General features: G+C 61.4%; 11 protein-coding genes. 3 read left to right on the top strand and 8 right to left on the bottom strand.

Features of this window, described 5'->3' with window-relative positions:
* Nucleotides 1-850, bottom strand: an 850-nt coding sequence (locus SGJ19_11650; GenBank protein MDZ4780899.1) for a hypothetical protein, incomplete at its 3' end; no start/stop codon positions are given.
* A complete protein-coding gene (locus SGJ19_11655; GenBank protein MDZ4780900.1) occupies nt 847-1,473 on the bottom strand; it encodes a MarR family winged helix-turn-helix transcriptional regulator in 627 nt (208 codons plus the stop codon). The genes SGJ19_11655 and SGJ19_11650, both read right to left, overlap by 4 nt.
* 196 nt (nt 1,474-1,669) lie before the next feature.
* Between SGJ19_11655 and SGJ19_11660 the strand changes: the two genes are divergently transcribed.
* Nucleotides 1,670-2,812 (top strand): hypothetical protein, encoded by a 1,143-nt coding sequence (locus tag SGJ19_11660; protein MDZ4780901.1) that lies wholly within the window; start codon nt 1,670-1,672, stop codon nt 2,810-2,812.
* A gap of 136 nt (nt 2,813-2,948) precedes the next feature.
* On the opposite strand, the gene SGJ19_11665 is transcribed toward SGJ19_11660, so the two are convergent.
* The gene (locus SGJ19_11665; GenBank protein ID MDZ4780902.1) at nt 2,949-3,278 is read right to left on the bottom strand and encodes a hypothetical protein; all 330 of its coding nucleotides are present in this window, start codon (nt 3,276-3,278) and stop codon (nt 2,949-2,951) included.
* Nucleotides 3,279-3,677: 399 nt separating this feature from the next.
* Between SGJ19_11665 and SGJ19_11670 the strand changes: the two genes are divergently transcribed.
* Nucleotides 3,678-5,012, top strand: coding sequence for a hypothetical protein (locus tag SGJ19_11670; protein ID MDZ4780903.1), 1,335 nt, complete (start codon nt 3,678-3,680; stop codon nt 5,010-5,012).
* Between the two features lie 442 nt (nt 5,013-5,454).
* Here SGJ19_11670 and SGJ19_11675 read toward each other — a convergent pair whose 3' ends face one another.
* The 3 genes from SGJ19_11675 to SGJ19_11685 form a co-directional block, all read right to left on the bottom strand.
* A complete protein-coding gene (locus tag SGJ19_11675) occupies nt 5,455-6,507 on the bottom strand; it encodes a prenyltransferase/squalene oxidase repeat-containing protein (protein ID MDZ4780904.1) in 1,053 nt (350 codons plus the stop codon).
* Nucleotides 6,508-6,540: 33 nt separating this feature from the next.
* Nucleotides 6,541-8,496: an acetate--CoA ligase gene (gene acs, locus SGJ19_11680; GenBank protein MDZ4780905.1), complete on the bottom strand. Its 1,956-nt coding sequence runs from the start codon at nt 8,494-8,496 to the stop codon at nt 6,541-6,543.
* Between the two features lie 292 nt (nt 8,497-8,788).
* Nucleotides 8,789-9,913, bottom strand: coding sequence for a chemotaxis response regulator protein-glutamate methylesterase (locus tag SGJ19_11685; GenBank protein MDZ4780906.1), 1,125 nt, complete (start codon nt 9,911-9,913; stop codon nt 8,789-8,791).
* A 276-nt stretch (nt 9,914-10,189) separates the two neighbouring features.
* Here SGJ19_11685 and SGJ19_11690 point away from each other — a divergent pair, with 276 nt between their 5' ends.
* On the top strand, nt 10,190-11,449 hold the full coding sequence (locus SGJ19_11690) for an FAD-dependent oxidoreductase (GenBank protein MDZ4780907.1): 1,260 nt from the start codon (nt 10,190-10,192) through the stop codon (nt 11,447-11,449).
* 21 nt (nt 11,450-11,470) lie between these two features.
* Here the strand turns inward: SGJ19_11690 and fabF are convergent, their stop codons facing one another.
* Nucleotides 11,471-12,748 carry a beta-ketoacyl-ACP synthase II gene (gene fabF / locus SGJ19_11695; protein MDZ4780908.1) on the bottom strand — a complete coding sequence of 426 codons (1,278 nt, stop codon included), beginning with the start codon at nt 12,746-12,748 and terminating at the stop codon, nt 11,471-11,473.
* Between the two features lie 122 nt (nt 12,749-12,870).
* A complete protein-coding gene (locus SGJ19_11700) occupies nt 12,871-13,404 on the bottom strand; it encodes a 3-hydroxyacyl-ACP dehydratase FabZ family protein (GenBank protein ID MDZ4780909.1) in 534 nt (177 codons plus the stop codon).
* Between the last annotated feature and the right edge of the window lie 84 nt (nt 13,405-13,488).

Genomic DNA, 13,488 nt, shown 5'->3' on the forward strand with positions numbered 1-13,488 from the left:
GGTTATAAAAGCCTTGCTGGTACTGCTCCATCTGCCGGATGTTCGCCAGCAGCGTCCGTTCGGAAAGGGTCAACGTTTCCATTACCCGGGCACGGCCGCCAGCACGCAACAGGGGCTGCACGAGGCTGAAATCCAAGAGCGTGGTCGCCACTTCACTGTTGGAGCCCGAGAACTGCCAGACGATCGAATTCGCCATATCGGCCGTGAGCTGCGCGCCGCTGGTGAACAGTCGCGTGGCTTGCGCCGAGGTGTCGGTGTTCAAGGTCGTTCGCGCGGCGCCCGCGCCGGGGCGAATCGGCCCGTCGACGGTGAAGAACGTGTCGTTGCCGCCGAAGAACTGCGTATCGAAGCGGAAGCGCTCGAATGTTACGTCGAGCGCAGAGAGGTACAGGTCCTCCAACTCTTGTTGGTACTCGCGGGAGTTTAAGCGCGCGAGTTCGACGGCGCCGGTTTGATCGAGGACGACGCTCCCTTCGGCGTCGCGCGGCAGGTATTCCATCCAGGCCAGCGAATCGACATACGGAACGTCGCCGTTGCAGTGCCAGCAGAGATAACCCTCCTTGCCGTCGACGTAGTGCATCAGCGCGTGCGAATCCGGATCGTCCGGCGGCATCATCGGCCGGTCAGGATTTTCCGGGTCGTACATCCGCGAGCGCGAGTCGATGTCGATCGTAAAACCTTCCAGCTCGGCATGATTCGTGACGACCGCCTTCTCGACCAACGAGCCAACCTCCGCGTCGGCCTGCGTGCGATAGAACGCGCGAGTGCATCCGCTGGAAAAAAGCAGCGCGAGGCAAACGAGCGCAGCGAGTTCGGCCCGTGGGGCGGCTAGGGGCGAAGGACGGCTCATGAGTTGCGCCCTCCCGTGTTGTCGGCCAGCCGAATGCCGCGCGGCCCCGCCAACTCGCCGCAGCGCGATTCCAAAGCCGTGAGGCGCTCCGCAAATTCGGATAAGTCGAGTTTAGTTGCTTCGATCGGCGGCTCGCCCAGGCGCTCTCGCCATCCGCGCCAGATTTCCGCGACACAATTTTGCCCTAAATCGGTGAGCCGCCAACATTGCCGGCGGCGGTCTTGAGGCAATCGCTCCGCCGTCAGCAGTCCACGCGCCCGGAGTCGCTCCACGACGCCGCTGAGATGGCCAGGCGACCAACCCAGCCGGTCGCCAAGCTCTCGTTGCTGGCAAACGCCCGAAAGCGATTGGGCCGCGATCAGGGTCAAGGCCTCGGGCAACGCCAAGTCGCTGGCCTCAGCCACGTCCGTGAGTAGGCTCTCGACCTGCTTTTGGGCTCGCTCCAACGCCAATAGGACGTCCGACCAGAGGGCTTCCTCGGTCGGGAGGCAATTTGACGCATCGCGAGTGGGCGGGGACTTCCGGTTCGGCTGCACGCGTCCATCCTTGCCGGGAGCGAATCGTTCGGTCGAAGCATGATTCGGCAGCCGGATTGTTCGGACTTGAACGGATGTGCGGGACATTTCCACTCGGTCAAAACGGGCCGCCTGGGCGCTTTCCGCCTCCTGGGACAGACAGCCAAAATGCGCAGCTTGACGCGACCTAATTTGCTGTCTAACATCGGTTTATGGCGGCGGATCAGCCTCCCGGCAGTGGCCGGTTGTGTGGACGTGCCCCACTAACGGCCTTTTGCTCGCCCGGAACCCGAGTCGAGTCCCTATGAATCTGGCAAGCAAGATCATCCTGGGCTTCCTGATTGTCGTCGCCCTGGTGTTCTTCTATCTGGCGATGTACGCGCAAGACTTGCACGGCTGGCAGCGCGCCGCGCAGACGATGAAAACCAACCTGGAGCGCACCAACGCGGAAAATGCGCTGCTGCGCAATAGTGACGACGCGAATGCCAGCGACGCATTGATTCAGCTCGCTTCAACGCCCACCGAACGCGAAGGCCGCAAGCAACTGCGTGGCGATTTGAGCCGCATTGTGGTCGATCGCGGCCGCATGTGGCTCGGCAACGCGGTGCCCGCCGCAAACGCTCCGGGCGCGCCGTTGATCTTCACCATCCAGGCCGATCCGGCGAAACCGACGCCGCTCAGCATGGAACCGAAGATGTCGTTGTTCGTCTTCGAGTATCCGCCCGTCGCGGGCGATGCCGCGAACAACGCGCCGCCGGGGCGCTTCCTGGGCGAATTCACGGTGCTGGACGCTCCGCCGATTGATCCCGCCGGTGGCAAGTTCGCGATGACCCCTGCGCGATCGATGTCGACACGCGAACAAACACGTTTGACCGAGGCCATTCAATCCGGCATGCCCTGGATCGCTTACGAAAACCTGCCGCACGATCAGTACGGCGTGTTTGAAGGCATGACGGCCGAACAACTCGAAACGCAGTTCCCTGGCGTCTTCACCGCCGAGCAAAAGGCCGAACTGGAACTCGACGGCCAACCGTTCGAATCGGGCAAGCATCCGGCCGATCGCCAAGACGCGAGCGGTAAGTACCGTCGGCCGTTGACCGACTTCGGGCATGCGTTGCAGACGATGTACCGGGTCCGCTCACTGCTGACGGCCGAGATCGCCGCCTGGCAGAAGGACCTGGAGTACATGAAGTTCGCCAACGAAGACGTGCAAAAGCAGATCGCCTATCGCCAGGACGAAATCAAGCTGCTCCAGGAAGAGCTCGCCCGTACCGAGGCGGAGACGAAGTTGGTGCAAGATCAACTCCAAGCAGTCGAAGCGAAACTCGCCACAGTGCGCGCCACGGCCGATCGCATCGAGCAAGACAACCGCCGCCTGGTCGCCCAACTCGCCGGCAAGCAGCGCCAAGCGCTGACCGCACTGGAAACCGCGCAAGCTTCGCCGTAGGCCGTCAAAGTTTCGCACTCTCGTAGGTCAGGCTTTCCAGCCTGACGATCTGGCCGCTCGACGTCGATTCCGGCGCCTGTCAGGCTGGAAAGCCTGACCTACACCGAAGGCGCCTCCAACCGCATCCCCGGCCCCATCACTTCCGGGTTCTTGATCCCTGTGGCGGCCGTCGCGTGGGGACAACACGGGTCCGTACGTCGTGCTCCGTCGGGTTTTGCACGCCCGCCCGTTCGAGCCTGTCGGCGTCGCCACTCACAGTAGCCGCCCGTTGCTGTACCCGTTCTTTTGCTTGATTCAGTTTTTCAGCGGGATCGGGTTTGCGGCCCATCGCCCAGCCCGCCAGAACATTCCGGAGAAAGCCCTTGAACGAACGGAGAATTCTCGCCTGGCCCCGATAATCGTTCGTTTTGACTGCCAACACGTACTGCTCTTCGAAGATCGCGGCAACTCGAATGGCCTCGGTCATCGGCTCGGCCTGGCCTAACGAATCTGGCTGACGTGCTTCGGCGGCTCCCCAACACTCCGACCGAGCGCCTGGCTGAAATGCTGCCCGACATCTGGTTCCAGACCCACCCGAATGCAGCCAGAAAACGGGCCGCGTAGCTTGAAAATGGCTTCTCGCTGGGCGAAAATACCGGCCATCGAGTTGGACGGTTACCATGGTCTTGCGGCATTCGAGGTGCCCCGCCCGCTTGAATGCGGCTGGTGGCGCCAGAGTGGCCGTTCGGCGGCTCGAAAAAAACTTTCCGGTCCGGCTGTCACAGCGGGCTGGCCGCCGCGAAGAAGAAGTGAATACCGGAAGCTACTCATCGCCGCGGTTCGGCGAGCGAGCTCGCCGGATGCTGCCATCAAAAGGAGAACTCGAATGGGCGTCCCGATGTCCCAGCGGCCAGGTCAGCTTACCCTTGAAAAGGAGTTGGGCGACTTTCTTTACAAGGTTTTGACCGGGAGTGTTACGCAAGAGTACAGAAATCAACTCGCCAACTGGGAGATTCACACCAATTCTCTCATTGCCTGCGCACGCAACGCATCCAAGCATCAAAAGGCGTGGTTGGATTGGGCCAAAAAAGATCATCAATCGAGTGTCGCACGGCTCAACGCCCTAGCACTGCTGGGCTTGTCGCTCGTCACGGGACCGGGCCTGTCCTTCTTATCCGGGTATGTGCAGCATCGGTTGGTCCCCAGGATCTTTGATAATAAATACAAACGCAACGTGCCCAATCCCCAATGGACTCCGCCGACTGCCCATCCCGTCCCGAAGCCAATTCATCCCGTGCCCAAACCAGCGGGTAAAATGCCCAGGGCGGCAGAACCGATCGAATTGAAACCGTCCAAGGTACCAAGTGTGGTGCAGTCGATTCACCCCAGATTGAAAGAAGTCGACAGATTTGACGCTGGCACACAGAGGCAGGTCGGCAAGTTCTTCGGCGATCTTACCACCGCCTTTGCTACGAACGGAAAAACAATCATAAGCATTGCGACTCCCAACGGGCCGCTCCTGTCCGCCGTAAGTAGAATGGAGGATTCAACGGATATTGACATGTTGGAGTCCACCTACAAAAGTGTGCTGATTGAAGCCAAAAAGTTGGGTGAAACCACTTTTCAGAATGCCGCAAGTGGGTTGCTCACACCATACAATAACCAGATCGACAACTTTCTGGCCGCCTATCCCGACGCGCGAGACGACCAAGCCGATAGGTTGCCCTATCCCGATCAGTTGCGGCATTACCAAAAAAGGCTGCTTGAAATCGTGAATACGCTACGTAAGGGGTGGGCCACTGATTGGTTTTATTTCGGCAACAGTCCACCGACATTTTCAACAAGTTATGCAACTAACTCCATTGAGGCCGAAATGTGGGCTTTTTGGATTTTGTCCGACAACTTTAAGCCCGGAGCCGATGACGAAGAATGGCCGATGTTCGGCGATACAGGTCTCAAATTGGAGCCGATTGCCCGCCGGCTGCGCGAGCTGGGTGTTATCGATAAGGAATACCATGCCGAGAGTTGGCGCCGACATTTTGACAAGGATCTGCTTCCCAAGCAGATCGACAACATTTATGGCGAGGTAGACAGAAAGGACGAGGAGGAGGCAATCCTTAAGTGGGCTGAAAACCACCCGCGGCAATACTTGGGCGGTAACCGAATGGGCTATTCTCCCCGCACGATCAACCAACTCGATCTAACCAATATCCCGATATAAGGCCGGACGTCGATGCGTCGGCGTCGGGCGTCAAAACGATGTCCCACCGAAATGCGAGTGACGGCAACAACACTTCAATGCCGACCCGCGTTGGCTTTGACAGTTCCTCTCCGGATGCGCTACCGGCTTCCGCCAGGAGGAACGTGAACGACTGGCGCACACTGGAGGCTGGGTTCACGACGTGGATGAGGCGGCCGTATCTGCGGGACCATGTGGGCGGGAGCTAATGGCTAGCGCACATGAGCGGAGCGAGGATCGGTGGACGGAGCGCTTGGTCGGGGACGCCGTTAAGTCTATGGAAAGCAAGACGGCAGTAAACAGGAAGAATGGCACGGCCAAGGCAAGCGTGCCTACCACGCTAGCACGACGAGTGCTCTGACACGTGCGATATGCCGTCGGCCACTCGCCCGACCGAAGGTCTCCACGATCCACGACCACACGACTACCGCTGGTAAATCGGCAAGAACGCCTTTTCGAGTTGCAGCATCGTCAGGTTCAACGCCGTGATGTATACCGGGCCGATGTCGCCGGTCCAGGAGCCGTCTGTCGCTTGCTCGCGGACGATCTTCTTATAGATGCGATCCCGGAACTTCCCCCAGGTGTCGCCTCCTTGGCGGTACATCACCTGTGAATAGTAGTAGTACGCGTAGTGCCAGTGGCCGAACTGCCGGTCCTGCAAGTTCGAGAGTTTCTTGTCGCAGTACGCCAGCAGCTTGGGTACGAACTCGTTGTCGTACTCGCCCGCGTTGAACAGGCAAGCGATCGCCGCGGCGCTGATCGCCGGGCGCGAGCTCCCGCGATTCTTCGAGCTATACGCCACGCCCCCATCCGGCTCCATGCAGTTCTTGATGTATTGCACCGCCCGGTCGATGACTTCGTTGGGCACGGGAATGCCCGCGTTGCGGCAGCCGCGCAATCCTTGTACCTGCGTGATGGTCGTCGAGCCTTCGTCAAAGCCGTCGCCGTCTTTGGAACTGACATAGCCCCAGCCGCCGGAGGGCGTTTGCGCTTCGCCGGAAAACTTCGCGGCCCTGGTCAGCACGTCGACCAGCTCGTCGCGGCGTTCTTGATCCTCTTCCTCGCCCAAGAGTTGCGAGAGGAACAGCATCGAGAAGCCGTGACCGTAGGTGTAGCGATTATCGCTCGTGGGATCGCCGATCAACCCGTTGTCGCGACTCTTGCCGATCAGAAAATCGAGCGCCAGGCGAATATTCGACGAGTACTTGCCCTGCGTCGCGGTCGAACCTTCCGACAACATCGCCACGCCGGCGAGTGCCGTCATCGCCGTGGGATAGAGTCCGCCGGCCGACCAGTGCCCCAAGCGCGACTGCGTGGATGCAAGCCAATCGAGACCTTTGTCAACCGAGGAGATGACCTGCGGATCCTGCACGGAAGGTTCCGCTCGCCCTGTGCGAGGGAAGCCGAAATAGCCAGCCGCAGAAAGCGCGCCGAGCGTACGCAGCCAGTGCCGTCGCGTGATGATTCGTGAAGTCATGGCTCGCGGATTCCTCGTGACGGGTTCGCGTGGCTACTCCTCGTCCTTCTGCAGGCTGGCCAGCACGCTGAAATCCTCCAGCGTCGTGGTATCGCCGATCTGGTGCTTGCCGCTGGCGATGTCCCGCAGCAGGCGGCGCATAATCTTTCCGCTCCGGGTCTTCGGCAGGGCCTTCGTAAAGCGTACATCATCCGGGACCGCCAGTGCGCCGATTTCTTTGCGCACATGGGCCTTCAATTCCCGCTTCAACTCCTCATTCGGCACCCCGGATTTCAGCGTCACGAACACCGCCACGGCCTGGCCTTTCAGATCGTCCGGACGGCCGATCGCTGCGGCCTCGGCGACGTCCGGGTGGCTCACCAGGGCGCTTTCCACTTCGATCGTGCTGAGCCGGTGCCCGGCGACGTTAATCACGTCGTCGATCCGCCCCATGATCCAATAATACCCATCCGCGTCGCGCCGGGCATTGTCTCCGGCCAGATAGTGATGGGGAACCTTGCTCCAGTATTGCTGCCGGTAACGATCGTCGTCGCCCCAGATGCCTCGCAACATGCCGGGCCAGGGCTTGGTCATCACCAGCATCCCGCCCTGGCCGTCGGGGACCGGCTGGCCGCTGTCCGTGACGATCGCCGGCAGAATTCCCGGCAGCGGCCGCGTGCAGCTCCCAGGCTTCGTCGGAATCGCCCCCGGCAACGGCGACATCATGATTCCGCCCGTTTCCGTCTGCCACCAGGTATCGACAATGGGACAGCGCTCCCGGCCGATCTTGCGGTGATACCACATCCACGCTTCGGGATTGATCCCTTCACCCACGGTGCCGAGCAGGCGCAGCGACGAGAGGTCATACTTGTCGACCCACTTGTCGCCCCATTTAATGAACGCCCGAATCGCCGTCGGCGCGGTGTAGAAGATGGTGGCGCGATACTTCTCGATGATCTCCCAGAAGCGGCCCTCGTCCGGCCAATTCGGGGCGCCTTCGTACATCAGCACCGTGGCGCCGCAACTGAGTGGGCCGTAGACGACGTAGCTGTGTCCGGTCACCCAGCCGCAGTCGGCCGTACACCAGTAGACGTCCTCGTCGCGCAGGTCGAAGACCCATTCCATGGTCTTCTTGACGTAGAGGTTGTACCCGGCCGTGGTGTGTTTGATGCCCTTCGGCTTACCGGTCGATCCGCTGGTGTAGAGGATGTAGAGCGGATGCTCGCTATCGAGGGGCGTCGCCGGGCAATCGGCCGACGCGCCGTCCATCAACTCGTGCCACCAATGGTCGCGTCCTTCGTGCATGTGAACGGCGTTGTTCAAACGCCGCAGCACGATGCAATGCTTCACCGTCGGGGATTTTTCCAGCGCCTCGTCGACATTCGACTTGAGCGGCAACTGCGCGCCGCGGCGCCAGCCGCCGTCGGCGGTGATGACCACTTTCGCGCCGGCGTCGTTGTTCCGCTCGGCGATGGCGGTGCTGGAAAAACCGCCGAAGATCACCGAATGCACCGCGCCAATCCGCGCGCAGGCCAGCATCGCAATCGCCAATTCCGGCGTCATCGGCAGATAGATCGACACCACGTCGCCCGCCGCGACGCCTAAGTGCTTGAGCACGTTGGCGAATTTGCAGACTTCGCGATGGAGTTGCAAATAGGTCAGCGTCCGCGTGTCGCCCGGTTCGCCTTCCCAGAGGATGGCGGCCTTATTCTGCCGCGGCGTGCCGAGATGCACGTCGAGGCAGTTGTACGACACGTTCGTCTGGCCGCCGACGAACCAGCGGGCGAACGGCTCTTGCCAGTCGAGCACCTTGCTGAACGGCCGAAACCAATGCAGTTCCTGGGCAAGTCCGCCCCAAAACGCTTCGATGTCGGCGGCCGCTTCATTCCAGAGTTTTTCATAGTCCGCCAGCGAGCCAATCCGCGCCCGCGCCGCGAACTCCGCCGGCGGAGCGAACACGCGATCTTCGCGCATCACCGTATCGACCTGTCCAGACTGTGTCCCGCCCATGCCGCCCTCGAACGATGCCAGAAGCAAGAGGTTGCGCACTCAACGAGTGCCAGGGCGATTTTAGCGCAAGACGCGCCCGAGCGGTAGTACGGGGGGGAGTTTGAAGTTTGAGGGAGTTTGAAGTTTTCAGTGTTCAGTGAGAGCGCGTTGTGGCACGGTCTCCCGACCGTGCCACTCGGCCGACCGAAGGTCTCCCATGCCGCATCCGCGCAACGTGGCACGGTCGGGAGACCGTGCCACAACAAATCATTCGCGCCGAAAACTGAACACTGAAAACTTCAAACTCGAATCGTCAAACTGCCGCGGCTACACGGCCCCACAACTTCTGCACCTGCGTCATGATCGTCGTCGCGCCCTGGTCAAGATGAAACTGGCGATCGACGTGTCCTTCGAGTTGGGCGACTTTGTTCATGCCGTAGACGTCGCTGCTTTCGGCGTCTTGTCCGAGGACATAGCCGCCCGCGGCGCGGATCGCCCCGCAGCCGTCGGAACCGTCGCGGCCCATGCCGGTCATGATCACGCCCAGGCAGCGGTCGCCGTAAATCGCCGAAGCGCATTTCATCATCACGTCCACGCTCGGCTTGTGCCCACTGACGGTGTCGCCATCGGTGACGTGACAGCGGACTTCGCGACCGAGTTTCTTTAACTCCAGGTGCGAACCGCCCGGCGCCACGTAAGCGCAGTTCGGTTTCAATACGTCTCCCGTCGCGGCCTCTTTGATCGTGAGGGACGACATCGCGTTCAATCGCCATGCGAAGGCTTTGGTGAACTGCGCCGGCATATGTTGCACGATCACCAGCGGCGGCAATGGCCCCCGCAGCGTCTCGAACAATTGCGTCAGCGCCGGCGGTCCCCCGGTCGAGATACCGAGCGCGATGCACTTATCCGCCAACTCGACGTCCGCATGCGGGACCGCCGCTGCCGCCAACGGCAATTTAGGCGGAGCAATGGCCGCAGCCACTTGACGCTTGGCGGCGCGTGCGCGGCGGATCTCGATGATCTTCTTCACATCTGTGCCAGCCACGGCGCGGATCTTGCGCAACAATTCCTCGCGCAAGTGCGCACTCGTCGTCGGCCCGACGCCGTCCGGCTTGGCAATGTAATCCATTGCGCCGCGGTCGAGCGCATCCAGCGTCGTGTTCGCTCCCAATTGAGTGAGCGAACTGACCATCAACACCGGCAACGGATGTTTCTTGAGAATCTCTTCCAGCGTTTCCAAGCCGTTCTTACGCGGCATCTGGACGTCGAGCGTCACCACATCCGGGTGCAACTTATCGAGCAACCGGAGCGCCTCGTCGCCATCGCGCGCAGTGCCCGCCAGTTCCATTCCGGGCGTTTCGCGGATGAAGTCCGAAATCATCTCGCGCATCAGCGCGGAATCGTCCACCACTAGCACACGAATGACGCGGCCGGACATGAGCTGCCTCGGAAAGTTGCTCGGAACCAGGAAATGCCGTGGGGGATGAGGAAACTTAGCTCAGGTCTACGCACCAACTTGGGGGCCCTTGAGCAATACAGGCCCAATTTGCGGAACACCGTAGCGGACATCCGTCGCGTCGTCCGGCGTTACCCCTACTGGCGGTCGCTCCGGTCTATCCCTACCCCCGACTCACTCCCTGTTAGTGGCATCCCCTAGTCGGTATGTTCGAGCGAAAGCACGCAATACCCATCACGAACCTCACCTCGTTACCGCATGGCAGTCGATACTCCCGCCCGCATCGCCATTCTCGGCGCCGGTCCGATCGGACTCGAAACGGCCTTGTACGCGCGGTTTCTTGGCTACGACGTCGACATCTATGAGCGCGGGCGAGTTTGCGAACATATCCGCCGTTGGAGCCACGTGCGGATGTTCAGCCCGTTTGGCCTGAACGCCTCGCCGTTGGGGATCGCGGCCCTCGTGGCGCAAGAGCCAACCTGGCGAGTGCCTGCGGCCGACGCTTTGCTCACCGGAGCTGAGTTTTTGGAGCAATACCTGCTCCCCTTGGCGTCCAGCGACCTGATCGAAGATTACTTGCACCTGGAAACGGAAGTGCTAGCGATCGCCAAGACGGAAGCGCTCAAGGGCGAGCTCTTCCAGCAGGAGGAACGCGGCGACGAGGATTTTCGCTTGCTTGTGCGCGACAAGTCCGGCGCCGAGCGCTACGCCGAGGCCGACGTGGTAATCGACGCCACGGGCGTTTTCGGCCAGCCCAATTCCCTCGGCCCGGGAGGGCTGCCTGCTTTGGGCGAGCGCGATGGGGCGGATCAACTGGAACGCGGCCTGCCCGACGTGCAGGGAGCGGACCGAGTGCACTTTGCGGAAAAGCACGTGGCCGTGATTGGCGAAGGCTTCTCCGCGGCGACCAACGTGATCGCGCTGACGGAACTAGCCAAGCGCTATCGCCAGACTCGTGTCACTTGGATCACCCGCTCGTCCGGGCACGGCGAGGGACCCATGCGGCGTATTGCGAACGATCAACTACCGGAGCGCGACCGCATCGCCGCCACGGCAAATGCGCTCGCGAATTCAGACCAGGTCGCGTGGTTGCCGGAAAGCGTCGTCCGAGCCGTGAGTCGCTCCAACGAAAACGGTACGTGGGCGCTGCAACTCGCCGGCAGCGCGACGCAGGAATTGGTCGTCGATCAGGTCATCGCCAACGTCGGCTATCGGCCCGACAGCGCGATTTACCGAGAACTGCAAGTCGATGAGTGCCCGGCTACGGACGGCCCCGCGCGATTGTCCAGCATGTTGACGGCGCAAGGCGCTACGGATTGCCTCTCCGTTACCGCCGGCGTCCCGGACTCGCTGCTCACCTCGGAACCGAACTTCTACGTGCTCGGCGCCAAGAGCTATGGCCGAAGATCGAACTTCCTGCTCCTCAACGGCATTCGCCAGATCCGCGAGCTGTTCAAGATCATCGGCGACCGCGACTCGCTCGACCTCTACAAAACCATTGGCGGCGTGCAGTTGTGAGTCGCGTCGCCGTCTTTGCTGTCACATCTTCGACACAATCAGCGTGATGTTCTGGCCGCCGAAGCCGAAGCTGTTGGAGAGGGCGTGTTGGCACTTCGCCTGTCGGGCCTCGTTCGGGATGTAGTCGAGGTCGCAGTCGGGGTCGGGAGTCTCGTAGTTCGTCGTCGGCGGCAGGACTTGGTCACGGAGGGCAAGCAGGCAGATGATCGCTTCGGTTGCCCCGGCGGCTGCGATCAGATGGCCCGTCATGCTCTTGGTGCTGGAGACCGGAATCTTGTACGCCTGGGCGCCGAAGGCTTGCTTGATAGCCAGCGATTCGACGCGATCGTTCACCGCGGTGCTAGTGCCGTGGGCGTTGATGTAGTGAATCTGCTCGCCGTTGAGCTTGGCGTCCTGCAGGGCCATCTTGATGCAACTGATCGCGCCACGCCCTTCGGGATGCGTATCCGTGATGCGAAAGGCGTCGGCCGTGGAGCCGTAGCCGGTGAGTTCGCCGTAGATCTTCGCGCCGCGGGCTTTGGCGCGCTCGTATTCTTCGAGCACGACCATCGAAGCCCCTTCGCCGAGCACAAAGCCGTCGCGATGCATATCGAACGGGCGCGACGCTTTCGTGGGATGTTCGTTGTTGGTGCTGAGGGCCGTGAGTAAATTGAAGCCCGTCACGCCGAACGGGTGAATCATGCTGTGCGCGCCGCCGGAGAGCATCACGTCGGCTTCGCCACGGCGGATGATTTCGCTGGCCTCACCGATCGCCTGGCTGCTTGCTGCGCAGGCCGTGAGGCAATTCGAGTTCGGTCCCTGGGCGTCGAACAGCGAGGCCAGATGCCCGGCCGGCATGTTCGGCTCTTGCTCCAGTTCGGAGATGGGATGCATCTCGCGCAGGCCGGTCTGCGTGAACTTGACCATGTCAAGCTGGTCGCCGTCTTCCATCGCGGCGAGCATCATCTTGGTGAAGCGGCCGAAATCCTGCTGGCCTTCGCCGCAGCCGAGGTACACGCCGAACCGCGTCGGATCGATCGACTGGTCCAGCACGCCGGCGTCCCCCACCGCTTGCTTCGCGGCGCCGACCGCGAAATGCGTGTGGCGACCTTGATAGCGCCAGCGCTCCGGGTCTTCTCCCACATCCGCGATGGACCAGTTGCGGACCTCGGCGGAGATCTTGGTCGGAAAGTTACTGGCGTCGAACAACGTCGTGTAGCCGACGCCGGAAGCGCCTCGCTGCAGATTCTGCCACAGCTCCTCGATCTTGGTCCCCAGAGGAGTGACGCAGCCCATGCCAGTGATCACGACGCGACGCATGAGGTTGGTTGCCTGGACCTGGTTTCGAGGGAAAGCGGCGCCGAAGAGCTGATCAAATGATGAATGCAGAACGATGAATGATGAACAATCTCGCACGCATTCTGTTCATCATTCTGAATTCATCATTCATCTTTCGCCTTGCGTCTCAACGCCTCCAGCCCCGGGGGATACGGCAACAGGTTGCCGTCTGCGCCGCGGCCGACGTCGAAGACGCCGAGGAGTTTGAGCGTGAAGACGAAGTTCTTCGGCTCGAAGGAGCGGCGTTGACGGCCAGCGTCATTCAGATGGGCGAAGACGATTTCACCCTCCGCTTGCAGCCGATCGCCGACGTGACTAGTGACGTGTACCATCGCGCCGTCGTCTTGAATGTACTCGATCGTGGCCGTGTAGGTCAGCGTCTCGCCGGGGCGCGCCGGGCCGTGGAAAGTCAACTTGGGGATTTTGGCCAGGATGACCTTTTCCTCAAACGCCCGGGCCTCGCCGACCAGCAGCCCGCCGGTCTGGGCCAGCCCCTCGATGATCAGCGACCCCGGCATCACGGGGTAGCCCGGGAAATGGTCGTGAAGGTGCTCTTCGGCGAGGGAAAGATTCTTGATCGCCACCGCGCGCCGCCCGCTCTCGAACTCGGTAAAGCGGTCGATCCAGATCCAACGCATAGGGGGCGAATCGAGTAACGGAGAGGAATACCGGGCCGGCGGCCCGAGCTAGACGTCGTCGTCGAAGTTCAAGCCCAGGGAAGG

This window comes from Planctomycetia bacterium (genome assembly GCA_034440135.1).
Taxonomy (GTDB): domain Bacteria; phylum Planctomycetota; class Planctomycetia; order Pirellulales; family JALHLM01; genus JALHLM01.